This window comes from Microbacterium sp. MF43 (genome assembly GCF_012847295.1).
In the GTDB taxonomy this organism is placed as follows: Bacteria; Actinomycetota; Actinomycetes; order Actinomycetales; family Microbacteriaceae; genus Microbacterium.
In genome coordinates this window covers 369,226-391,747 of sequence record NZ_JABBDY010000004.1, presented here as the reverse complement: position 1 = coordinate 391,747, position 22,522 = coordinate 369,226, and the positions used below count along the sequence as shown (strand labels likewise).

The window sequence follows — 22,522 nt, the reverse complement described above, 5'->3', positions numbered from 1 at the left end:
GGGGCGCCACGCTGATGTTTGAGGGGCTGCTGGGCAGGATCGCCGCCATCGGGGTGGCCGCTGCGATCCTGCTCAGTCTCCTGTTCGCCTTCACCGCCGAAGCCATCACCCAGCTGACCTGCGGCGCCCGTCCCACCCCGGCCGGTCTGTTCTCCGGACTGTGGCTTGCCGTCACCGGCGACCCCGCCGCGTACACGGCACCCGCCGGGTGTGCGTTGCCGGTGTGGCAGATTCGCGTCGCCGACCTGCTCCTCCTTCTCCTGGTGGCCGCGATCGCGATCTGGGCGGTAGCGGCGTATCGGCGGTACCGGCACTCCGACCGGTCCTTCCTCACCGACCTCCGACTTCGACCCGGCTTCGCACCGGCATCCGAGATCCGCGACCACCTCTCCGCCAAAGCCGTCCTCCGCCGCGCCACCCAGCTGCGCCCCGACATCACCAAGCCCGGCCCGTCCGACGTTGGATGGCGGGTTGGCCGATCTCGAGGAATGGACGTCTACGTGTCCATTGAGGACTCGGTCGCCCTCGAAGGCCCGCCCCGATCCGGCAAGGGCTATCGGGTGCTGATCTCCGCGATCCTGGACTGGACCGGCCCCCTCATCACGACCTCCACCACCAACGACAACCTCACCGCGACGATGCGGATGCGGCAGCGGCGCGGCGACGTACACGTCTTCGACCCACAAGCACTCTCCGGCATCCCCCACCCGCTCCGGATCAGCCCGATCGCCGGCTGCGAAAACCCGCTCGTCGCGATGCAACGCGGCACCGCCATCATCACCGGCACCGCGCTCGGCGCATCACAGACCAACGAGGAGTGGGCGCAAGCATCCGGTGTCGTTCTCGGTCGCCTCCTGCACGCTGCCGCTGTCGGGGGCCGGTCGATCGCCGACATCTACGACTGGGGCTCCAGCCCACACCTCGCACGTGCCGCGGTCGACGTGCTCCGCTCCGACGGCGCCCCCGGGTGGGGCGACAGCCTCGAGGCCACCATCGCAGGCGACGAGAAGCTCGCCTCCTCGATCTGGTTCGGTGTCCAAGGCGCCGTCGCTCCCCTCGCCGTCCCGCAGATCCGCGACGCCCTCAACCCCACCCCAAGCGACCGAGCCTTTGACCCGCGCGCGTTCCTCGACGACGCCAACACCCTGTACCTGATCGGCTCCGCCTCCGGGGCATCCGCGATGGGCGGATGGCTGTCCGCCGTGCTGGACGACATCGTCGAGGTGGCCCGCATCCGTGCACTCGCCTCCCCCGGCTCCCGCCTCCCACACCCGCTCGGGCTGATCCTGGACGAGATTGTCAACATGTTCCGGTGGGGCAACCTGCCACGGATCATGGCCGACGGCGGAGGCCGCGGGATCTGCACATTCGTCGTCCTGCAAGCCCTCTCACAGGCTGAGACGGCCTGGTCCCGTGCCGAAGCAGACACCATCTGGGCTGCCGCCACCGCCAAAGTCATCCTCGGCGGCGCCAGCCACGTCGACCATCTCCGCGACATCGAAGCCCTCCTCGGCATGAGGGAGACACGCCAAACGAGCCGGTCCTGGTCAACTCGCGACGCCGGGCACTCCACCAGCGAGCACCGCGAACGAGTCCCGCTGATGTCGGTCGACGAGATCAGGCGGATGCCGCACAACACCGGTCTCCTCGCCTACCGCAACCGCCGCGGCGTGCTGCTCGAGCTCACCGGGTGGGATGAACGACGCGACGCCGCCGACATCCGCACCACCAAAGCCGCCACCGAAGCCGAACAGGCCGACGTCTTCCGCGGCCCGATGCCGGCATCCACCCCGGACCCCGAGCCGGCTGTGGAGGAGGTGCCCGAGTGAGCAACGCTCGCCGCCCCGCCAACACCGGTCGCTCATACCGCGCCGGGTACCTGAAATCGCCCGAGTGGTTCGCCCGCCGCGACCGATGGTTCAGGGCTCACGCCCGCACCGGCATCCCTCTTACCTGCCAGGCATGCGGGCACCCGGCGACATCCGCGGAGCTCGAGCTGCACCACACCGACTACCACGGCGTCTACAAGGACGGTGGACGGTGGCACGCCCGTGAGCCCCACGGCGACCTCGTGCCGCTGAACCCGGGATGCCACGAGCTGCTGCACCGGCTCATCGACCGGGACGCCGTCCTCTCGCGCGGTCGGGACCGACGAACTGCCTCTGCCCTCGCGCTCGACCGTCTCCGCGCGAAGCTCAACGAGCTGGATGGGGTGCCCCATGAGTAGCGACGAGGACGTCAGCAGGGCCGAACAGGCTTTCGCGGCTGGTTTCACCGGTTCACGCGCCAGCCGGAATGTCTCGTCTGAGGCGATCGGTGCGCACATCGTCGATTGGTACACCCTCCCTGACGCCACCGCGGCCGGTGAATGGGACAGGCTGCGGCGGTGGGTGGAGTGGGTCACTGTCCGCTACAACATCCCGCAGACCGTGATCCCCGTCTGCTGGTACCAGCACGGCGCGCTCGTCGAAGAGCTCTCCGCCCTGCACACCGCCCACCGCGCCATGTTCGACCGCTCCGACGCCGGCCTCGGGCCGATCGGCTGGCACGAACGCCTCGCAATCGCCCTCCCCCGCCTCGCGAAAGCGTACGGCGGCGGCTGCAACAACGGACACCAAACCTCGAAACCCCGCACCTGGCCAACCCCGGGTGCGGATTGGGACGCGTGGACCAGCCAGGCCCACGCCCACCGAGACACCCACACGGGTGACTCACAACGAAAGGAAACCCACTCATGACGACCAAGATCCCGGTCACCATCGAGGGCAACCTCACCGGCGACCCCGAACACGGCACCGGAGAATCGGGCACCGACTACGCCAGATTCACCGTCGCCGTCAACGACCGACGCCTCAACGAAGAGACACAGCGATGGGAAGACGCCGGCACCGTCTTCCACCGCATCGTCGTCTTCAACCAGCAGGCCCGCCACGTCGCCGACTCGCTCCGCAAAGGCGACAGCGTCCTCGTCGCCGGCGACCTGCGATTCGGCACCTACGTCGACAAGGACTCCGGCCAGACCCGCGAAACCCGCGACATCGTCGCGGACAACGTCGGCGCCTCACTGAAGTTCACGGGCATCGCCGTCGAGCGCAACCCAAAAGCTGACGGCCCCGCGGCAGACGCTACGGGGCCGTACGCCGCACCGGCCTCGTACGCCGGCGCCGGGATGACTCGCTGACCTGACAGCAGGAGCGGGCGGGAGAAATGCTACTCCCGCCCGCTCCACCGGACCAAGCAATCAGGCGGTCCTTTCCCGCAGCTGTTCGTACCTGTGTGGCGATACGGCGCCGCGCCTGCTGGTTCAGGCACTCAATCACGACGGGGCCGCCGGGAAGATGGGAAGGCGGCCCCGACGCCGTGTGCGCGACGCGCCCGTAGCGGATCCATGATCTCGCAATGTATGTGTTTGGGGCCGCGAGCTCGGTCGGGCGTGACCCGCCTATGGGTGACACGGCAACACCTTGACTGATTGCCTCGAAACGATGATCGGGCGAGGACGCTTGACTTTGATGTGGTAGCCCGCCGGCGAACCATCGGCAAAAAGCATGTCCACTGCAGCAACCCCCATCTCGTGGAAGGGCATTCGGACTGTCGTTAGAGGTGGCCACGTGGCGTCCGCCAGCCACACGTCATGAAACGCGATGATTGAGAGTTGGGCCGGCACCTCGACGTCATTTGCGTGCATCTCGGCAAGGAAGCCCAATGCAGCGTTGATATTGGCTACCACGACCGCCGTTGGCAGCCGCGGCGCTCGAAGCAGCTGCCGGGCGGCAGATCTGCCGTCCTCGCTTGTAAGTCCCTCGTGGGTGATCCACGCCGGCCTGCGTGCCAAGCCCAGATCACCCAACGCGGTCTCAAAACCCTGCAGACGTCGCGCGCCGGGTGCGTGCCCAGGGGTCGCTCCGGCAAACCCCACATCGCGATGGCCCCGTTCGGCGAGATGACGAACAGCCGCTTCCGCCCCGGCAGCGTCATCGAAAACTATCGTTCGCTCAGCCGATTCCTCGTCCCAGTTGATCACGACGACCGGAGCGGGCAGTTCGGTCACCGACCGAACCGCCGCGCTGCCGAGGTCCGGAGGAGGCTGGAAAATGACACCATCCGTGCGCCCTTCTCGCACGATGCGCCGAAGCCATTCGCGCCCTTCGTTGATACGTTCCGAACTCGCAAGCATCACAGCCAGTTCGCGTTCTCGCGCTGCAGATTCCACTCCACGCACGAGCTCAGAGTGCACAGAGTTGGTCGCATCCGGCATGACAAGGGTGAGCGCACTGGGTAACCGCATCCTCAAGGAACGCGCGGTGTGACTCGGAACGTACTGCAGATCTGTGACGGCTTGGAGCACTCTCGCACGCGTTTCCGGCGAGATGCGTAGTCTCGAGTCCTTGCTCAGCACTCGCGAGACTACGGCGGGCGAAACCCCCGCACGCGCCGCTACCTCAGCGATGCCGACCATTACTTGTTCCCGAACCACAGGCAGACTGAACCATGCGCCGAGTGCGATCGAGTCGGGGTTCGAAGTCGTGGTGCGCGGCCAGTCCCCGCCGCCGAACTCCCGCCGATGACGATCCATGGTCTACGCCACACAGCTGCACCGCTCGCCGTCGCGTCTGTATGAAGGGACCTCGCAGAACGGCGCTCAAGGTGCCGACCCGCCGCCGGGCGAGATTGACCGCCAGCGCTCATGGCGAGGAATGTGCGTCGGGGGCAAGCTCCGCGGCCCACGGTAAGTCAGCACCTGGTCGACCGACGGTCACTGCGGCCGCCTCCGTTGCACGGAGCGCCAGAGTTCGTACGCGCTGTTCCGTTAGTTCGGCGTTGTGGAGCGGCGGATAGTCGGCGAGGAGCGCTGCCATGAACGTGTCGCCCGCGCCGATCGTGTCCGCGACGGCGACCTTTGGACCTGGGACCTCGACGAGGTGACCGTCGGCTGCGAGAGCGGCTCCGTCTGCGCCGCGCGTGAACGCGATCAGCCTCGGGCCAAGGTCGCTGATCGCTCTGATGACTCCAGCTTGATCCATTCCGGGGTACAGGAACTCAGCATCTTCGTCGGAGAGCTTTAGCACCGTGCACTGTCGGGCGAACTCTTGGAAGCGGGCACGCGCGCTGTTTGGGTCGCCGACCAGCGCCGGGCGAATGTTCGGATCGAAGGTGACGATCTCGGGGCCCAGGCGGTCAATGTGCTGGAGGACGATGTCGGCTCCGGGAGCCAGGAACGCCGCGATCGACCCGGTATGCACCGTGCGCGGCTTCACGCCGAGTCGCTCGCGCGAGAGGGTCCAGTCGATGCGGAAGTCGTAGCGTGCAGAACCATCGCCGAGGATATGGGCGTAGGCGGCCGAAGTCGGACCAGAGCCGAATGACTCCGCGAGCACCCATACTCCGGACCCTTCGAGATGACGGGTGATGGTGCTGCCGCGCGGATCCGAACCCAGCTTTGTCAATAAAGCTACGTCGACACCTCGTCGACCAAGCCCGAGGGCCACGTTTGAGGGGCTGCCACCAGGCGCCTCGACACTCTGTGAACCCTTAATCACGATGTCCATCAAGGCCTCACCGATCACGAGAACGTCGATGTCGAGTGCCGTTTCCGCCGTCACCGCCGGACCTCCTTGAAGCGAAGTAAATCGAAGCCGCTGGCAGCGCCGGCGACATGCAGGACTAACGTGTCGTCGAAGACCGAACCCGTCTCTGCGGCGAGGTGAACATCGAACGTCATTTGGTCGCGGGATTGCTTGAGGACTCGGATACGGTGTTCCTCCTTAACGTCGGTGTCGACGTGGAGAGCGCGATGACCCGGACCCGCCGGACGGGGTCGGCATCGCCAACATTGAGTTCCATGGGCCCCTGCTCCGGGGGTGGCCGAGGTCGAGTCTTCGCTGATGATTAGCCCCTGACACATAGGGTTTCGCCTCTTCTTTGCTCGGCCAGGCGAGGCTTCGCCCGTAGATCGATTGACGTCCTCATCACTGCATTAGGCGAGGTCTCAGTCGAGGACGCCCGGCCGTCCGGAGTGAACTTTGGCGTCGTCCGTTGAACTCAGGTGGAGCACGCCCTCGGTCACCGCGACCGGCAACGGATCGGTTATTTCACCAACGAAATGGGGGCCGACGCGGTCCACGAATCCGAGCAGCGCCCACTCCGGACGCTCGAGGCGCTTCACTTCAATCAGCCGTGCTGCATACAGCGACTCGTGCGCAACGGCCACGGCATTGTCGAGATCCCACGGGCCCAACAGGCTGTCTCCGCGCGCTGTCCACACGCCGCCAGAAGTCCTCGCAATGTCCGGGCCGAGGGAGTGGTGTTCGGGGAGGCAAGAAAATAGCAGGGTGGGTTGCCCATCAACCACGGTGGTCTGCAGCACCTCCAACTGACCGAAGTTGCCCGGACCGGAAAGCGCTGCTTGCACTTCCCATTCGTCGAGGTCGACACTCGTCGCATAGCCCACGACGCCGCGACCGCTGATGTGGCCATGCCTGGCACGCGCTGTGATGAGCATGTGCCACGCCCCGCCGACTGGGTCCTGGAATACAAACGGGTCGCGCCACGCCTGATCGTGCCACCCAGTATCGGCGAGTGTTTCATACCATCGGGGGTCGGGTTCGAGGAGGAAATTCTCGTCCTTTGCCCACGAAAACAGATCGTCCGAGAATGCGCGGCCTATTCGTTGGGCAAGGCCGTCGTCTGACCTAGCGACTCCTGTGTAAAACATCACCCAGCCGCCTTCCGGGTTCCTCACTACGGAGCCGGTCCAGGTTGCTAGATCGTCCCACGCCGGATGATCGGACGGCCGGAGTGCATCGACTACAACTTCCCAACTCGTCCAATCGCGCGAGATTGCGTGCCCAATCCTCGCTGCGTAGTGGCGTTTGTCTGGGTCCAGGAGCGACTTGTCTGCCTTGAGGAAGAAGAGATGGTTCAGCCCTTCGTCATCGGTGACGCTCCAGCTGTCCCATACCCAGTAGTCGTCCAGCTTCAGCATCTGTCAGGCTCCGTCATCTGTCGAGAGGGACCGCCGTCTGCGGTCGGAAGGAAGGTCATCGTGACGATCGCTTGCGGCGGCACAGTTACCGAGTACCTCGCGTTGGATAGGGCTATCGCTCCCCAGGGGTCCCCACAGTTGCCGACATCAACGATGTCCGACTGGTGCAGCTCCCAATTTTCCACTTTGTCAATGAAGTGGACGCGCGGGCGGAGAGTGTCGTTGACGAGGAGCGCTGAGCGGCGGCCGGTGGGCTGCTCAGCCACGAGGACGGGTTCGTCGGGTACCACGGAATAGCGACTACCTGGGGGGACCGCATGAGTGAAGGCCCGCATCACCCAGTAGTGCCTGGTGAGGTAGAGCTTCTGCGAGGCGAAGTCGGCGTGGATGAGACCGCCGTTATCATTGCGTTCCACGCATTCGCGCTCGCTTTCGATGGCTTGCCAGTAGATCCAGGCTTCCGGCTGTAGTTCGTTCAGGTCACGCATGATCATCCGAGCGAGTTCGATCGCCGATCGGATGTCGTCGTGGTCGTGAGGGCCGGACCCCACGCCGTACTCGCTCATCCAAAGCGGGACCGCCCATTCACTCGAAAGTCGAGCCAGTTCCCGTCGGTTCCCCCACCCGTACACGTGCGTGTTGACGCGCTTTAGGAGGTCCGGTGCCGCGAGGAAGACCTCTCGGGCTGTCTCGATGGTTTCGTCGACACTGGTCTCGTCGGGCCCCACCAGGGCGACCCGGTTGATGCCCGCACGATCGAGTGCCATGCGGGTTTCTCTCAGTATTTCGATGAGCTGGGGCCTGCTCACTCGACAGCCCTCTTGATGCCCGCCTGCGATCCACGTATAGGCGGACGGTTCATTGACGGGGTTGAGCGATCGCACCGGGATTTGGTCCACATCAATGAGATGACGGACCACCGCTGCGAGGTAGTGGGCGAATTCACGAACATTCGCGTCTGGCAAGTTGGGTCCACCGTGTTCGGCGCCCGAGACGCACCCACTTGCCGTCATCCAGTACGGGGCTGAATTCGAGAACGCTTCGACGTAGTCCACGCCAGCGGCGAGCGCGTCCCTTAGTATCGACCGTTGACCACGGTCCGCGCTCCAGTCCCACGTTCCGTCGTGCTTGAGGAAGCCTTCGAGCGCCCGCTCGTGCGGCATGTGATCGTGGCCGGGCGCGTCTCCGCCGCCAATGTTGTACCGGACGATGTTCAGACCCAGACCGTCCGCGCCGAACACATGCGCGATGGCCTGCCGCCGGGCAGGTTCCTCCCACCCTTCTAGTCCTCGCCCCATCCAGGCCAGCGACGTCCCCCACCCACGGAATGGCGCGTTCACGCTTTGCGCAAGATCGATCATTTCGTGGCTCCCGCGGTGAGTCCCGAGATCCAGTAGCGGCGCATTAGACCAAAGACCAGCAGCAGAGGGATCATGCTGATGATCGACCCGACCAGGATCATGCCGTACAGGGGTTCCCGAGCGCTCTGAGCTGCAGCCGTTGAGTTCCAAACCGAGAGGCCGAGGGTCAGCGGGTAGAGACGGTCGTCAGTGAGCATCACGAGGGGCAAGAAGAAGTTATTCCAGGTGCCCACGAACGCGGTGAGTGCGACGGTTGCTAGTCCGGGCATGACAGTCGGCAAACCGATCCAGGCGAAGGCCCTGAACTCGCGGGCGCCGTCGAGCCGCGCGGCTTCGATGAGTTCACGCGGTAAGGATGTCTCCCAGAACACGCGCATTAGGTACAGCGCGAAGGGGTTAGCGATGCTCGGAAGGATCACTCCCCAGTAGGTGTTCACGAGTCCCACCGAGCTGGCCATGAAGAAGATTGGCAGCACCAATGCTGTCGAGGGAATCATGATCGCCCCGAGGATGATGTAGAAGGCGGGCTGTTTGCCGCGGAACTCATAGACCGCAAAGGCATACCCTCCCATCGCGCTAACGATCACTGTTCCTAGCGCGACTGCCGTGCTGTAGATGAGCGAGTTCCGTAGCCACTCCCAAAACGCGGCGTCCTGATAGGTGAAGAGCGCAACGAGGTTCTCGGAGAAATGCAGCGGGAGCGCGATCATGAACCCAAAGGTCCCCTGAATCTGCGCGGTGTCCTTCGTCGAGTTGATGAGTAGCCACACGGCGGGCACGAGGAAGTAACACGCAAGGACCAGCAGCATGAGGGTAAGGATCCGCGGGGCATGTGGGCGAACGCGAACGCTGCCTGATGTGGATCGCGGCATCAGCGTGCTCCCGATCCGCTGGCAGTGCGCCGGAGAAATGCGAGCGACACCAGGAAGGTAACCATAGCGATGATCACAGCGATAGCAGCCCCGTATGAGTAGTTGCCGTCTCGCAGCGCGACGCCGTAGAGGTAGTAGTTCGGTGTGACGTTCTCCGGAACGTAACCGAGGGGGGAGAGGACGAACGGCTCCGCGAAGATTTGCGTAGTCCCGATTATGGTGAAGACCAGACAAACGACCAGAGACGGCCGCAGTAGCGGCAGCTTTATGTGGCGAATCTTCTGCCACGTCGATGCGCCGTCGACGTCCGCGGCTTCGTATACCTCTCGCGGGATCGTTTGCAGGCCGGCATAGAGAATAACCATGTTGTACCCGGTCCATGCCCAGGTGACGATGTTGCCGATGCTGAAGAGAATCAGCTCTGGGCTGATGAATGCGATGGGTTCCGCTCCGAGGGCTTCGAGAAGAGCATTCGCGGGAGACAAATTTGTGGAGTATAGGTATCCCCACAACAGCCCGGCAATGACCCCCGGGACGATGTAGGGGACGAGCGCAACCGACTGTATGAATGCTCGGAAGCGATCTGTCAGGAGGTCAAGGGTGAGAGCAAGTCCTGTCGCGAGCCCCAGCATTATTGGCACTTGCACGACCAAGAGAATGAGGATGTTGCTGAATGAGGTGAGGAAGTCGGGGTCTGTGAAGGCGCGCAGATAGTTGGCGAATCCACCGAACACGTCGCTGGCCGGTTGGCCGGGAATGCGTTCTTTAACGAGAAGGCTGAGGACGATTGCGTAGCCGACCGGAACGAGGGTGAACGTGACAAACAGTGCAGCAAATGGGGCGAGGAACGCATAGGGCGCGAGGTTACTCCGGCGCCCACGGAAAGCGGGTGACCATTCCTTCTGCTTGACAGGAGTCGCGAGCGCGGCACCAGGGAGAGCCATGGCAGGTCCTTTCATTGGGACGCGGCACCGATCGAATCGGTGCCGCGTCCCGTTAGCGGGGGCGAGCGTTCCTATTCGGAAACGGAGTATCCCTCCGCTTGCGCCTGCTTCAGCGTCTCATCCTGCCAAGCGTGAATCGCATCGGCGTAAGACATCTCACCCTTCACTGCCATGTCCATGTACTTTGCGTAAACGGTGTTCACATTGGCGAGCCATGGAGCCCACTGGAAGTCGGTGTTCACGGTATTCGAAGCGTCGGAAAGTGCCTGGACGATGTCCTGACCACCGAAGAACGTGTTCAGATCGCTCTCGGTATCGTGAAGCTCGGGAAGCTCCAATCCTTCGACCGAGTTCGTGAAGAGTCCGTCGATCTCCCAGTTAGATACGACTGCCGCGTCGTCGCTATTGATGAAGTCAGCAAAGAGTGCCGCTTCCTCGGGATGCTCGGACTGCGTGGTGACGAGCGTGCTCGATCCGCCCCAGTTGCCTGCGGCGGGGGCGGAGGGGTCGGCCGAAGGCATCGGAGCGAGCGCGTACTTGCCGGCGTTTGCGGCATCGAGGTTTGTCTGGAAGTTTCCGGCTCCCCACGCTGCCTCGATGGAGGTCGCGATGAGTCCCTTATTCATGGGATCCGCGAAGTCGGCTGCGAACCGAGGATAGGTAGAGACGTACCCTGCATCAATGAGCTGCCCCCATCGTTCCGCGACCTCGATCGCTTGCGGGCTAGCGAGCGTCTGCTTCCACCCATCGCCTTCCTGCTCGAACAACTGCCCTCCCTCCGCCCAGACCAGGCCGTAGAAGAACGCCGCCTGGGTTGGGTCGAAGTTGGCAATCTTCACGGTGCCCCCAGAGTCTTCACTCAACCGCTCGGCGGCATCGGCGAACTCCTCCCACGTCGTCGGGACCTCGATTCCATACTCGGCCAGCACGTCGGTGCGGTAGATCATTGTCATCGGACCGCTGTCCTGAGGAATCGCCCATACCCTCTCGCCATCCGGTGACACCTGAGACCAGGTCCACGGGACGTACTTGCCCTCTACATCCGGGCCTGCGTAGCTGGCGATATCGGCCACCCCGCCCGTTTCTACCAGCGCAGGCAGTTCGGAGAATTGGGCTGAGGCGACATCTGGCCCGCCGGTTCCTGCCTGCATCGCCGTCTGGAGCTTCGTAAACGTGTCCCCGCCCAGATTCGTGACCTTCACCGTGATACCTGGGTTTGCCTCCTCGAACAGCTTTGCCGCGTCCGGCATGCTGGCGAGCCAAGTCCAGACCTCCAGTTCGACCGGTTCATCGGCGGGTTCAGACTCGCTGGGACCGGCGCAAGCGGCAAGGGCTACGACGGATAGTGCAGCGATCGCTGAGGCGATGAGTCTGCGATGACGCATGATTCCTCCTTGAAAGACTTTCTTGAGCGCGATCACGGTATCGCCTCCGACGACGCTCGTCAAGGCGGAACGGAAGCGAATAGCGTCCGAGAGGCGCGAGGCTCGCTATGCTCGGGATGTGAAGGGTTTTCAACCACGTGGTGCAACGCTCGCCGACGTGGCGGCACTGGCCGGCGTATCCCCTGCGACCGTTTCACGGGTCCTCAACGGGACGGCATCAGTCTCGGCCGCGCGCGCCGAAGCAGTTCATGCTGCGATGCGCAGCTTGAAGGTGCCCGCCAACAACTTGGCGAGAGGTCTGCTCAGCGGGTCCGTGGAGATGGTCGGAGTCGTCGTTCCAGACCTGCATGACGAGTTCTGCGGCGACATCGTCACCGGCATTGAGGAACGGCTGTCGTACCTGGGCGTGCACATGATGTGCGTCCTAGGCCACAACGACCGAGAATCCGAAACACGTGTGGTGTCGGAGTTGATTCGACGGGACCTGAAGGGCTTGATCGTGCTCGCGGATCATCTTCCAGATCGGTATCTCACGACCATCGCGCGCGAGCGGGCTCTTGTCGTTCTCAACCGGGCTGCATCAGGACCTGGATGGCAGTCGTTGCGGATCGACAACATTTCAGGCGGGAAGATGGCCACTCGCCATTTGATATCCATGGGGCATACACGCATCGCACACCTCACCGGGCCGTCCTACCGGGAGGATGTGGAGGATCGAAAGAACGGGTACCTCGAGGCTCTGGCGGACGCCGGCATCGAACCAGATCCGTCGCTGATGGTTTTCACAGACCGTACATGGGATGAAGTCGACGGCGCTTCGGCGACCGAGCAAATCCTCCGTGGCACGGACGCCACGGCGATCTTCGCTGGAAACGATTTCTTGGCGATAGGCGCGCTTGAGGAGCTGAGGCGGCAACATATCTCGGTGCCTAAAGGGATGTCCGTGGTGAGCTACGACAACAGATCCTACACACGCTGGACTAATCCTCCGCTCACCTGCATTGACTATCCAAAGAAGGAAATTGGCCGACGCGCCGCTGACTACGTCGTCGATCTGATGCGCGGAGGGACCCCGGCTCCCCTCCCGATGCTGACTCCGAACTTGATTGTGCGCGAGTCGACCAGTTCACCCGGGATCCGGCGGTAACTGCCCAGACTGTCCACCCTCGCCGAAGATGCACCCCACCGGTCTCGGGCTGGCCGCGCTCACGAGATCTGCTGGCGGGTGCCCGCGAAACTGTGCGTCCGTGCTTGCGCTGTGCCGCACAGGCATCGCGAGTTCGAGGCGCATCCCTCTCGGCCGTCGCACGGACCGGTTAGTCTTGGTGGTGACGTTACCTGACGAACGCGGCGGCGTTGTCTGCGTTCGTGCATCTCTCCGCTATAGGCGCAACCCGTCGACCGCGACGGTCGCGACGCCCGGCCAGCTCTCGAATACTGGGTCGTTCCGGGCGGCGCGCGCGAGGTCGATCTCGGCTGCTTGGCGCGACTCGTCGACGGTCGTTTCTGTCTGACTCCGGGTTATGCTCTCGGCGATTTGCGCGATGCCGTCCTCCCGGGACGCGGCGACGCAGAGCGCAAGGTTGTTGGCGCGTCCACGCGTGAGGCCAACGTAGAGTCCGGCAGCGTCCACGCCGGGGCCGACGAGGGATGCGTCGGTCGTTTCTCCTTGAATGCCGTGGACCGTGGACGCGTACGCAAGGTGGATGTGGTCGCGGACGTAGTCGGCGGGAATGTGGCGTCGGTCGGTACTGTCCGTGAGGCTCCGGATTTCGATCACGCCGCGCCGGATGCGACGGATCACCCAAGTGGCGCGGTTTTGCACGCCGGCTGCCGCGTCGTTTCGCCGGGTCTGGATGACATCGCCCTCGAGGAGTCGTTGCTCGTCTTGCCCGATCGCGACGTGACGCGCGCTGATCTGGCCAACATCGATGCGTCGCTGCTGGATCGCCTCATTGATGGCGTGCGCCTCGTCGTTGCTGCTGGTCACGAGCGCGATCCGCCGCCCGTCGGCGGTGGAGCGGAACCAAGCATCCACCATGAGGTGGTTGGCGTCCTCCAAAGTCTGCACGCACTGGACATGTCCGGCGGCGTCTAGGTCGGAGGCGACTGCCAGCGCCTCCTCGGGCGTCGTCGCATTGCGTAGTCGCAGCGTGAGATCGGCGTACGCCGGACTTGCGAAGCGGTGTGTCGTCGCCAGCTCGACGCCGCGATCTGCGGTCTGCGCCGCGAGGGCCATCGCTCCAGAGTGGCCGACGGGTGCCGATTGGCGGGGGTCGCCGACCATGGCGATCGTGAAGCCGGACTCGTGAGCGAGCTCGGCCAGTGCCGCAGCAGTGTGGAGGTCGACCATTCCTGCTTCATCAACGACGACGCGGTCATCGGTTCGTAGGGAGAATCGCGTCGGGCCCCGGTACGCGGCTTGAGTGGCCGGGTCGATGTCGCCGACGGTGAGGCGGCTCCAGTGCTGGGCGCCGGAGGGGTCGCCGTGCCATCGGTAGCCGTGGTCGTGAAGGAGCGCGTGGAGGCTGGTGGCCTCGGCGTCGGTTTCGTGTTCGACGACGGCTGCGGCCTTCCTGGTCGGAGCGACGACGAGCATCCGGCGGCGCTGCGCTGTCAGCGCGCTCAGCGCGACCTGCAGGATCGCCGTCTTCCCGGCGCCGGCGGGACCCGTGACGCACACGAGCCGATCCGTGCCCGCGAGTGCCGCCGCAGCTTTCAGCTGGTCTGGATTGAGGTGCTTGTCGGGGATCACGGCGCGTGCCAGTTCGTCGATGATCTCTGGCGTCGGCACCAGACCCTGACGTGAGAGGTCGGCGTATAGGCTCGCGACTCGCAGTTTCAGGATGACGGTGGCTTCGGCCATCAGGGCCTTGATGTGCGCCGGCTTGTTCGGGTCATCGGGGATGAGGTCGACGATGTGTCGGGCGGCGCGGGCGCAGACGTCGTCTACGAGTTCGTCCAGCAGGTCGCGGTTCGCGATGATGCCGGTCGACGCCAGCACACGAATTGCTCCAGCGCGGATGTCCCACAGGCTGAACCTTCCGCTGCTCGAGACAGATCGCCGGTCCGCATCGATCACCGCGGCTGCGGCGAGGAGGTGCCGGTCGAGCTGGGCGAGCGGCACCGGGGACAGCTCCACCGGACCCCGAACCCTGAGCAGCCCGGGATCGATTACGGCGAGCTCTCCGAGCACCTTCTCCTCCCACGTCGCCTCGTCAATCGATGTTGGCTTGTTCGCTCGACCCATCGCCCAGGCTCTCTCGTCGATGTGATGCAGTTCCTCCGGACCGGGGTGCAGGCCGGGATGTTCCCCTTCCCATGCGGTGATGAGGCCCACCCGGTTGGCTTCGATCTGGTTTGACCGTCGCGAGAACGGTCGGACCGCAGTAGTCAGTTCGGCGATCTCACCGTTCACATTAAGGGTGTAACCGCGCACGGCGAGCGCCGCCACCCACCTCGGGTCTGTGCGGGCCGCCAGCTCACCTTCCGCATTCACCACCGTGTGGAGCTTCATCGCCACCCGCGAGTCGAGATTCGACCACTTCCCGTCCTCGCCTTGCACCTTCATGCTCAGCCAGAGATGGCGGTGAACGTGCGGGTCAAGCGACCGCGACCGACGGTGTCTGAGCTCGACCACCTCAAGCCGAGCGATGCGTTCGCGGACGCGGCCGCCGGCACCGCGCCGCGCGTTGAGCTCGCGCCGCCACAGTAGGAAGATGCGGTCGCGCAGACGATCTTGCAAGTCCTCGAACGCCTCCGCGATGATCGGGTCGATCAAGGCCGCCAGACTATAGGTCTTGGGGAAGTTGATCGTCCCATCCAGGAGCAGGTCCGCACTGGGTGAGTGCATCACCCGACCGCGCGGCTCCGCTCCCGCGGGCTCCTGCCCGCTGACCCACCGGCGCAACGCCCTGGGACCGAGGCGGTCGCGCGCGACCTGATCGCCTACCACCGTGAATCGCTCAACGCTAATGCCGCGTCCATACGCGATTGCCGCATCGACACCCGAAATCTGGGCGACGTGCGCATCGCACGCACCATCCATCGCATAGCCGACCGCATTGCGGACACCCCGAGACTGTGTCCCGCGCTTCCACCGTCGCAGCCCCCCGCGCATGCGACCAGACTACCGGAACTTGCTTATGTGCGACACACCTTCGCAAGAAGTGCCTACGTGCATTGCATAGATCACGCACTCGTGAGTCCGGCACGCTACGGCTATTGGGGGCTCGGCGAGCGCGCGCTGGTGTAGACGGTGTGCGTATGTGGTGCCGTCTTCGCTCGCGCTCGCGGTCGGGTGATCCGCGACTCCGCCGCCCCGGGTTTTCGTCGGCCGACGGGTCGGCGCACCTACTGGCGCAATGGCCCGGTGGAGGACCGGGTTGCGGTCTTCGGTGGCCGGCACGGATCGATGGTCGGCGGGATGGCAAGTTCGCTCGGACGCTAGTCGTTAGCCTCGCGCTCACGTCGCCAGGGAACTGCGTGGGCCTCGACCAATCGAAGGAGGAGGTCGACAACATCGTCGGCCGGTTTGACGGCGCCGACTTCCCACCAAGTGTCGGTTCCGAAGGCCAGTATGCCGAGACGGGCGAACCCGGTTCCTCCCATCGAGCTACTGTCAGGCTTGTCCTTCGCCCATGAGTTCTTCTCCCGCACGGGTCGCTACTTCTCGTCGCCGTAGGCGACGACGCCCACGTTCAAGCCACCGCGACTCCCTGCTGGTAGCAGTACCACGGAGTAACCTCCCGGCTCAGCGAGCGACCGGACGACGACGCGAAGATCACCGCGCTGGAAGCGGAGCGCGACGGCATCCGCGAGCAGCAGCGCGTGCTCCGCGACATGAGGCTGGAAGGACGCTCGACCCGGACTATCACCGGCCCAAGGTTGCCGAACTGCAAGCCAGCCTCGACACCACTCTGACGAGAATCGACGACCTGCTCGGTAGGCCGCTTCTCTCCGAGGCCATGCAGGGCGGGCTCGACTGGGAGTCGTGGTCAGCCGACATCCGTCGCAACCTCCTAAAGCTCGCGCGCATCCGGGTCGAGGTTGGGCGGTGGCCCGAGGACGTGCCGCGCATGGTGCGCAAGCGCAACGACGAGACCACCGCCAGTTCCGCGCGCGTCTCGACGTGCACTACGCCGAAGCGATCGAAAAGCGGGACCAGGATTCTGTCGCCTAGTAGTTCGGAATGTGAACCTTCCGGGCGTTAGCGCCGTATACACGGAACCCGAGGTCGCTGGTCCCAAGATCCGTCCACATTGGGGCGCCGGACACCAGGGTCCGATTAGCTTCGTTCAACACGTCATAGACGGCGCTCGTCGCGTAAGTCGTGTACCCGCGCCGAAGAGTGGCGAGCTTTGCTGCGTTGTTTGCCGCGGTGCCGACCCATACATAGTCGTTGTTACCGCGAATGCCGGTGTTGGCGACGGTGAGCGTTGACCAGTCGATGCCGACCTTCTGCTCAACCTTGTACTTGCCCGCGCCATACTGCGCATTCAGTTCGGGCTGAATGATGTCTTCGACTATCGCCGATATGAGCGTCGAGGCTCCAACGGCGTGATTGCGTGCTTGCCCGCCCATGAAGACGCCCATGACACGGTCTCCGTCGTAGGCGGTCACGGTCCCGCTGTAGTGACCGACCGATCTCACAGCGGCGCGAACGTAGGTCTTGTAAACCTCCGCCGCGAACTCCCTGGTCTGCCGAGCCACCAGTCCGGTGGAATCGCGCAGATCTGCATACAAGACTGCCGCTTCGATCTGAACGCCGCCGTTGGTCAGAGGGAGAGCGTCATCCTCTGTGGGGACTTCGTCCTCGACTTTGATTTCCCAGTCAGAGCCGAACGTCTCTCGAACGTAATTGGTCACCTGATCCTTGAGTCCCACTGCGCCTCCTAGAACGGTCGACGCCAGGTCGAACCGTACACCCGGAATCCGAAGTCCGAGGTTCCCATGTCTTCCCACATGTTTTTCTCCGGGGTGCCGCCAAACTTCGCAGACTTGTGCATCACGTCGTAGACCCGTTTCGAGATGTACGTATAGCGGCCCCGGTTGAGGGCGGCGAGCTTGGCAGCGTAGTTCGCTGCATTTCCCACCCACACCAGCTCGTCCGAGCCCCGGAAACCGGTCTTTGCGACGAACAGCTCCGAGGTGTCGACGCCGACCTTCTGCTTGTATTTGTAGTCGTACCTCCCGCTGTACTTCTTGTCGAAGGCGGGCTGCAGGATGTTTCCGACCGACCACTGAATTTTGAGCGCCGTGTCGACCGCTTTCGTGTTCTTGTCCGTGCCTATGAAGACGGCCATCACTCGGTCACCGTCGTAAGCCGTGATCGAGCCGCCGTTAGAGCGAATAATCTTCGCGGCGCAGTAAAGGTAGTTCTTGTAGACCTCGGCGGCCAGCCAATTGGGATTGTTGGCGACCAAATTTGTCGAGTCCGCGAGGTCGGCATAAAGGACCGTGGCGTCGAGGTTGACGGCGTCGGTTGAGAACTTGAGGTCGCCAAGTTCTGGGACCTTCTGACCTTTGCGCTCTTGCCATTGATCGGCGTGAGTCTTCTTGACGTATGCGTGTAGGTCGTCTCTGAGAGTCATGACGCCCTGCCTATCGAATGACGATCGTCGCGGCACCGAGAGCGAGTCCAGATGCTCCGGCGAGGATGAGTGAGATTCGCACGAGCGAGTACTTCAGGAGCAGCAAGCGGGACAGGCGCCAGAACTGGTGGAGTGTTCGCTGCGGGCTCGTCGTGTCCGAGTTCTTGAATGCCTCAACGAGGTCAGGAAGGCACTTGTAGCGCGCGGCGTGACCCCAGTACATCACTCCGAACTGCGGGTGGTCCTTGGTGGTGAAGCGGGGCCAGACTGCGAGCGCCGAAGCTGCGACGGCAAGGATTGCGAGCACGACACCGACCCACCACACCCACTGGCCGAAATCCGTAAGTGACGACGAGTCGAACGTGCCCGCGAGTTGCCCGCCTAGCACAGCGGCGAAACCGATGCCGAGCGCAGCGAGCACCATTGACGCCTTATGGTCGGCTTGAACCACATCCGCGCGGGCTTCTGCCAGCATCTGCTTCGCGGCCTGATGCTTTTGCTCCAGCAACGCTGCTTCGCGTTCTGCAGCCGCGCGTTTTGGGTTGAACACGTCTGCCTCCGCCACACAAGGTATCGCTGACGACCGACACTCCCCAAAGAGATGTTCACTTACCTCGTCGATCCCGGCAGCGTCCCGCGTCCGCAGATCACGAACGAACAGCATCTTTTCGCGCCGGTTGGAGCTTGAACCGCCCACGCTTCAAAGCCCCCACCGCCGTGCACATTCGACTCATCCATGGCGCGAGCGTAGGACTCGAGCTGGCCCGAGGTGTGCCGGTCGCGGGAAGCCATAGGACAACGCAGGGAGGGAAGCGGATCGGCGGCCCGGGCACATCCCCCAAACGTGCCGAGCGCGCAAACGGATGCCGACTGAACGGCCTGAGGACGGCCCGTGTGGTCCCGCTTGCGTCCGTTGCCCGCATACGGATCGCGACTGCCGGCACCCGCCCCCACCCAATCCAATCCAAGACGCGAGGCGGCGTCAGCCAGCGACCGGCGACCATCCACAGTTGCCGCACGCTCCGGCTGCGGGAAGGATTACGAAACAGTTCGGGCAGGTCGGACTCGGAGCCGCGGGCGACGTCGTTCGTCGACTTCTGCGTTCTCGTTCCGCTGGTGTCAAATTCGGCGTTCCGCCATCCGGCGGAAGATCCGTCGCATACTTCCTGTAGCAGAGCAGCCGATGCCCGGCCGCGTAGAACTCGATGTCGCTCTCCGGAGCGTCTGTGACCGACTTCGGCGCCCGCACGTACCCTTCACCGATCGTGCCGTCCTGGTGAACACAGAGCGATGTCAGTGGAGGCTCGCCGTTCTGCTTGGCAAGTACTGCCACCTCCTCCAGCAGCTTGCCGATCCAGTTCGTGATGAGGACTCGGGTTCGGATCCCCGACACCTCTTGGACGCGCAATGCGAGTTCCTTATAGGTAACCAAGCCGTCATATTTCCGCGCCGTGTCGATCAGTTCGTTCAACGCAATCGGAACCCACTCCTGCAGAGCGTCCGCCTGCGACACACGCGAGCCATCGTCCACCCGATAGATCCCGGGGAGCCTCCCGCCAGCTTCTGACATGCCTCGACCCTAGTCCGATAGATGCGGGGCGGCCTTGGGGTCGCGAGGGAAGTCTTCGCCCCGCATGTTTCGTGATCGGCGCTGCACGCGGCACGCCTCCAACGCGCACTGCCCGCAAGGGGATCCTAGATATTGCCGCGTCGCACTCAGCTCTCGCTACGACGACGTGCGGTCATAATCGGGCGGAAGCCCAGGTCGGTCACGGTCGGTCGTCGTCTGACGGATTACGGTCACCAGCCGAGTACCCTCGTCGCATGCATCGTGCGTTCCCCGGCCAGATGACCACTAGCCAGGCCATCGACTACCTCAACGAGCGACTGACTGAGCCGATCTCCAAGGACTGGTTCCTCCAGATGCGCAGCTGGGTCGGCGAACCGATCAGCCGCCAAGGCACGAGTCGGTCGTGGTACCACCGCGGTGACCTCGATGCGTTTCTCACTACGTACGGCACCGACCCCGATAAATGGATCGGCCCGCCTCGCTAGCAGCCGTGGATCGTCAGGCAACGCCTCTACGGCAGGCGGATGAGCCCCTCAGACTTCACCTTCGCTCCGACAATCGGCTGATCATGCGGGGCGAGGATGACGCAGTGCCCGAGTGAGCGGTTGATAAGCGGAGCTCGTAGCGCAGCGGAGAGCGGAGTCTGCAAATAGCGAACGACAGGAACGGAGTCGTCCCCGCCCCCGCTACGCTCTCGCCGTCGGAGAGAGGTTGCGGTCACCACCAACTTGCGAGGCATCGCGCGTCAGTTGCGCCTCGGATCTCAGTGCGGTGGCAACCGATCTTCGAGCCAGGCGGCGTGGCGAATCGAAATGCGTGGATGAGCCTTTTCGGGTGGCCGATAGACTTGGCTAAGGAGGCGTGATGCGACCCGATTCATCGGCCTGGCGAGTCAGCGATGCCGTCGCGTACGACGTCGCGCTCAGCGCTGCAGACGATGGTCTCGCGGAAGATTCCGATCTGAGTCGTGCGGTGGCCCATCGCGCGAACGTCCTCCAGGCGGACGGGTTCGACCGCCCCACGATTGACTCCCTCGGCCCGGCACCCGGCCCGCAGCCGGGGACGGCGAGCACGAGCGATGACCCTCAAGTGATCCTCGAGCAACGCATCTTGCCGACGGTCTTCGCTGGTGCACGACCGACGGATACGCCTCGCATGGTTCTCCTCACTGGGCAACCGGGGTCGGGCCGATCTCGCGCCATCAGCCACCTCCGGGGCGAGAACCCGGACGGGATCGCGGTGATCTCGGCCAGCCTGCTTCGCTCGTTCGTCCCGCGGGCGGTGAACGAGAACGTCGACGCCGATCGTGTCGCCGCGACGTCGGCCTCGTGGTTGATCGCTTGCATGCGGCACGCCCGGGAGCACCGACTCTCGCTTCTCCTCGACGGGCCGATACCGGCGGCTGCGGCCGAAGGCATCCTGACCACATTCGGGCAGGTCGGTTACCGCACGCACGTCGCAGTCGTCGCTACAGGGCGTGCGGAGAGCCTCCTGGCCGTAGCGTCGGCGTACGCATCGAGCGATCGCGAGAGGCGCCTGTTAGAGCTAGTCCCCGTCGAGCAGCACGATCGCGATCTGGAAGAAGCGCGCGCACTGCTGGCAAAGGCAGGGGCTGCGGGTGCCCGACTGACCGTGTTCGACCGAGACGGAGGCGTCGCCGCCGATCAGGTAGACGGGTCTTCGGCGATCCGAGCATTCAATAGAGCTAGCAGGACCCCAATGTCCACCCTGCAAACGGTTCAATGGTTGAGCGAGCTGAAGCGAGTGACTGCATACGCCCGTCAACCCTCATCGACGTTGCCAGAGCTGGGACCACATCTGGTCGCACTCCATGAAGCAGCGCTCCGAGAAGTCGTACCGAACCTTCGAATCCCCACCGGCTCGGTCGTAACACCCGACCTGGAGAGTCGCCTCGCGAGCGAACTGGTCGTGCTCCGCCGGCCGGCTGCGCCGGGGCTGGTGCAAGAGTCGCCCGCGACTATTCCTACGCCCCCAGCCCCGAGTACTGACGGGCCCTCGCGATGACCCGCTTGATCGGATATTCGCGACCATGGTGGCCGGGCGAAGACCTCACCACCGACCTTGAGAAGCTGGCCACGGCGGGTGCCACGGTGACTCTGACCGACCCGGGCGTCGTCGATGGCCCATTGGATGACGGAAGCCCACTGCACTCGCTCGAGCCCGGTGACATCCTGCTGGTGTCGAGTGCGGCGCGGCTCGGATCCTCGCTTCCGCGGGTCGTTCAGACCATCACCGAGCTGGGTCGTCTTGGGATCGCATTTCGTTCGCTCGCCGAGCCCGCGCTGTCCACCGATGCCGGCCCGGTCGATCCCGCCGAGGTGTTTGGCGCGTTGGAGGGGCTCCGGCGGCGGCTGGCGGGATTGCGAACACGTCAGGGGATGCTGCAAGCCGAGGCTGCGGGCCGACGACCGGGCCGGCCGTCCGTGATGACCCCCGATCGCGTAGCGGTGGCGGAAGAGTTGCGCCGCCAGCACCGCTCGATTGCACACATCGCCCGCGTCATCGGCGTCAGCCCGAGCGCCGTGCAGCGCGCCCTCTCGGTACCGGCGTAAGGGAGGGCGAGTCAGACGGGGGGCACGAGTCCGTCCACGTGAGCGACGATGGTGGCCGCGACGAGCGTCCCGAGCACACAGACCGAGAAGATCAGGGCGAGGGTCGTGGCGCGGCGACCCCGCCGACGAACAGCAGCGATCAGCGTGGCAGCCCCGACCATGATTGCCGCGCACGGCAACACGATGGTCGCGATCATCGCCACCGTAGGCTCGAACGTCAGCATCTCCACCACCTCCTC

The 22,522-nt window shown here is 64.3% G+C and carries 20 protein-coding genes; 7 read left to right on the top strand and 13 right to left on the bottom strand.

The window, feature by feature from the left end:
• Positions 1–14 precede the first annotated feature (14 nt).
• The 4 genes from HF323_RS13780 to HF323_RS13765 are packed head-to-tail and all read left to right on the top strand — an operon-like array spanning position 15 to position 3,181.
• Positions 15–1,829, top strand: coding sequence for a TraM recognition domain-containing protein (locus HF323_RS13780; protein ID WP_169583265.1), 1,815 nt, complete (start codon positions 15–17; stop codon positions 1,827–1,829).
• On the top strand, positions 1,826–2,227 hold the full coding sequence (locus tag HF323_RS13775) for a hypothetical protein (RefSeq protein ID WP_169583264.1): 402 nt from the start codon (positions 1,826–1,828) through the stop codon (positions 2,225–2,227). The genes HF323_RS13780 and HF323_RS13775 overlap by 4 nt, the downstream gene beginning before the upstream one ends.
• A complete protein-coding gene (locus HF323_RS13770) occupies positions 2,220–2,738 on the top strand; it encodes a hypothetical protein (protein WP_169583262.1) in 519 nt (172 codons plus the stop codon). The genes HF323_RS13775 and HF323_RS13770 overlap by 8 nt, the downstream gene beginning before the upstream one ends.
• Positions 2,735–3,181, top strand: a complete 447-nt coding sequence (locus HF323_RS13765) for a single-stranded DNA-binding protein (protein ID WP_169583260.1) — start codon at positions 2,735–2,737, stop codon at positions 3,179–3,181. Before HF323_RS13770 ends, HF323_RS13765 begins: the two co-directional genes overlap by 4 nt.
• A 261-nt stretch (positions 3,182–3,442) precedes the next feature.
• On the opposite strand, the gene HF323_RS13760 is transcribed toward HF323_RS13765, so the two are convergent.
• The 7 genes from HF323_RS13760 to HF323_RS13730 form a co-directional block, all read right to left on the bottom strand.
• A complete protein-coding gene (locus HF323_RS13760) occupies positions 3,443–4,288 on the bottom strand; it encodes a substrate-binding domain-containing protein (RefSeq protein ID WP_262926872.1) in 846 nt (281 codons plus the stop codon).
• Between the two features lie 397 nt (positions 4,289–4,685).
• Complete coding sequence (locus HF323_RS13755) at positions 4,686–5,603, bottom strand: PfkB family carbohydrate kinase (RefSeq protein ID WP_169583256.1); 918 nt, start codon at positions 5,601–5,603, stop codon at positions 4,686–4,688.
• 386 nt (positions 5,604–5,989) lie between these two features.
• Positions 5,990–6,985, bottom strand: a complete 996-nt coding sequence (locus tag HF323_RS13750) for a glycoside hydrolase family 68 protein (RefSeq protein WP_169583254.1) — start codon at positions 6,983–6,985, stop codon at positions 5,990–5,992.
• Entirely contained in the window at positions 6,979–8,346 is a 1,368-nt protein-coding gene (locus HF323_RS13745; protein WP_169583252.1) for a glycoside hydrolase, read from the bottom strand. The genes HF323_RS13750 and HF323_RS13745 overlap by 7 nt, the downstream gene beginning before the upstream one ends.
• Positions 8,343–9,155 carry a carbohydrate ABC transporter permease gene (locus tag HF323_RS13740; protein WP_211160585.1) on the bottom strand — a complete coding sequence of 271 codons (813 nt, stop codon included), beginning with the start codon at positions 9,153–9,155 and terminating at the stop codon, positions 8,343–8,345. Before HF323_RS13740 ends, HF323_RS13745 begins: the two co-directional genes overlap by 4 nt.
• A gap of 62 nt (positions 9,156–9,217) precedes the next feature.
• Positions 9,218–10,162 (bottom strand): sugar ABC transporter permease, encoded by a 945-nt coding sequence (locus tag HF323_RS13735; RefSeq protein WP_169583248.1) that lies wholly within the window; start codon positions 10,160–10,162, stop codon positions 9,218–9,220.
• Positions 10,163–10,233: 71 nt separating this feature from the next.
• Positions 10,234–11,583: an extracellular solute-binding protein gene (locus HF323_RS13730; RefSeq protein WP_169583246.1), complete on the bottom strand. Its 1,350-nt coding sequence runs from the start codon at positions 11,581–11,583 to the stop codon at positions 10,234–10,236.
• Between HF323_RS13730 and HF323_RS13725 the strand changes: the two genes are divergently transcribed.
• Positions 11,570–12,694: a LacI family DNA-binding transcriptional regulator gene (locus tag HF323_RS13725; RefSeq protein WP_169583245.1), complete on the top strand. Its 1,125-nt coding sequence runs from the start codon at positions 11,570–11,572 to the stop codon at positions 12,692–12,694. The two genes, HF323_RS13730 and HF323_RS13725, sit on opposite strands and share 14 nt — an antisense overlap.
• Before the next feature lie 234 nt (positions 12,695–12,928).
• On the opposite strand, the gene HF323_RS13720 is transcribed toward HF323_RS13725, so the two are convergent.
• The 5 genes from HF323_RS13720 to HF323_RS13700 form a co-directional block, all read right to left on the bottom strand.
• Complete coding sequence (locus tag HF323_RS13720; protein ID WP_169583243.1) at positions 12,929–15,667, bottom strand: AAA family ATPase; 2,739 nt, start codon at positions 15,665–15,667, stop codon at positions 12,929–12,931.
• A gap of 1,058 nt (positions 15,668–16,725) precedes the next feature.
• Complete coding sequence (locus HF323_RS13715) at positions 16,726–17,433, bottom strand: adenylate/guanylate cyclase domain-containing protein (protein WP_169583241.1); 708 nt, start codon at positions 17,431–17,433, stop codon at positions 16,726–16,728.
• 8 nt (positions 17,434–17,441) lie between these two features.
• Positions 17,442–18,140 carry an adenylate/guanylate cyclase domain-containing protein gene (locus HF323_RS13710; protein WP_169583239.1) on the bottom strand — a complete coding sequence of 233 codons (699 nt, stop codon included), beginning with the start codon at positions 18,138–18,140 and terminating at the stop codon, positions 17,442–17,444.
• A gap of 10 nt (positions 18,141–18,150) precedes the next feature.
• Entirely contained in the window at positions 18,151–18,837 is a 687-nt protein-coding gene (locus HF323_RS15765; protein ID WP_169583237.1) for a Pycsar system effector family protein, read from the bottom strand.
• Positions 18,838–19,122: 285 nt separating this feature from the next.
• Positions 19,123–19,710 carry a hypothetical protein gene (locus HF323_RS13700; RefSeq protein ID WP_169583235.1) on the bottom strand — a complete coding sequence of 196 codons (588 nt, stop codon included), beginning with the start codon at positions 19,708–19,710 and terminating at the stop codon, positions 19,123–19,125.
• 254 nt (positions 19,711–19,964) lie between these two features.
• On the opposite strand from HF323_RS13700, the gene HF323_RS13695 reads away from it, so the two are divergent.
• Both HF323_RS13695 and HF323_RS13685 read left to right on the top strand, forming a co-directional pair.
• Entirely contained in the window at positions 19,965–20,195 is a 231-nt protein-coding gene (locus tag HF323_RS13695; protein ID WP_169583233.1) for a hypothetical protein, read from the top strand.
• A 1,536-nt stretch (positions 20,196–21,731) separates the two neighbouring features.
• Complete coding sequence (locus HF323_RS13685) at positions 21,732–22,283, top strand: recombinase family protein (protein ID WP_169583229.1); 552 nt, start codon at positions 21,732–21,734, stop codon at positions 22,281–22,283.
• A gap of 11 nt (positions 22,284–22,294) precedes the next feature.
• Here HF323_RS13685 and HF323_RS13680 read toward each other — a convergent pair whose 3' ends face one another.
• Positions 22,295–22,507, bottom strand: coding sequence for a hypothetical protein (locus tag HF323_RS13680; RefSeq protein ID WP_169583227.1), 213 nt, complete (start codon positions 22,505–22,507; stop codon positions 22,295–22,297).
• Positions 22,508–22,522 lie beyond the last annotated feature (15 nt).

Bases quoted from the DNA above. Each gene is read 5' to 3' on its own strand.
- HF323_RS13780 (WP_169583265.1), top strand. From the start codon at position 15: ATGTTTGAGGGGCTGCTGGGCAGGATCGCCGCCATCGGGGTGGCCGCT.
- HF323_RS13770 (WP_169583262.1), top strand. From the start codon at position 2,220: ATGAGTAGCGACGAGGACGTCAGCAGGGCCGAACAGGCTTTCGCGGCT.
- HF323_RS13765 (WP_169583260.1), top strand. From the start codon at position 2,735: ATGACGACCAAGATCCCGGTCACCATCGAGGGCAACCTCACCGGCGAC.
- HF323_RS13760 (WP_262926872.1), bottom strand. From the start codon at position 4,288: ATGCGGTTACCCAGTGCGCTCACCCTTGTCATGCCGGATGCGACCAAC.
- HF323_RS13750 (WP_169583254.1), bottom strand. From the start codon at position 6,985: ATGCTGAAGCTGGACGACTACTGGGTATGGGACAGCTGGAGCGTCACC.
- HF323_RS13745 (WP_169583252.1), bottom strand. From the start codon at position 8,346: ATGATCGATCTTGCGCAAAGCGTGAACGCGCCATTCCGTGGGTGGGGG.
- HF323_RS13740 (WP_211160585.1), bottom strand. From the start codon at position 9,155: ATGCTGCTGGTCCTTGCGTGTTACTTCCTCGTGCCCGCCGTGTGGCTA.
- HF323_RS13735 (WP_169583248.1), bottom strand. From the start codon at position 10,162: ATGGCTCTCCCTGGTGCCGCGCTCGCGACTCCTGTCAAGCAGAAGGAA.
- HF323_RS13720 (WP_169583243.1), bottom strand. From the start codon at position 15,667: ATGCGCGGGGGGCTGCGACGGTGGAAGCGCGGGACACAGTCTCGGGGT.
- HF323_RS13710 (WP_169583239.1), bottom strand. From the start codon at position 18,140: ATGACTCTCAGAGACGACCTACACGCATACGTCAAGAAGACTCACGCC.
- HF323_RS13700 (WP_169583235.1), bottom strand. From the start codon at position 19,710: ATGTCAGAAGCTGGCGGGAGGCTCCCCGGGATCTATCGGGTGGACGAT.
- HF323_RS13695 (WP_169583233.1), top strand. From the start codon at position 19,965: ATGCATCGTGCGTTCCCCGGCCAGATGACCACTAGCCAGGCCATCGAC.
- HF323_RS13685 (WP_169583229.1), top strand. From the start codon at position 21,732: ATGACCCGCTTGATCGGATATTCGCGACCATGGTGGCCGGGCGAAGAC.
- HF323_RS13680 (WP_169583227.1), bottom strand. From the start codon at position 22,507: ATGCTGACGTTCGAGCCTACGGTGGCGATGATCGCGACCATCGTGTTG.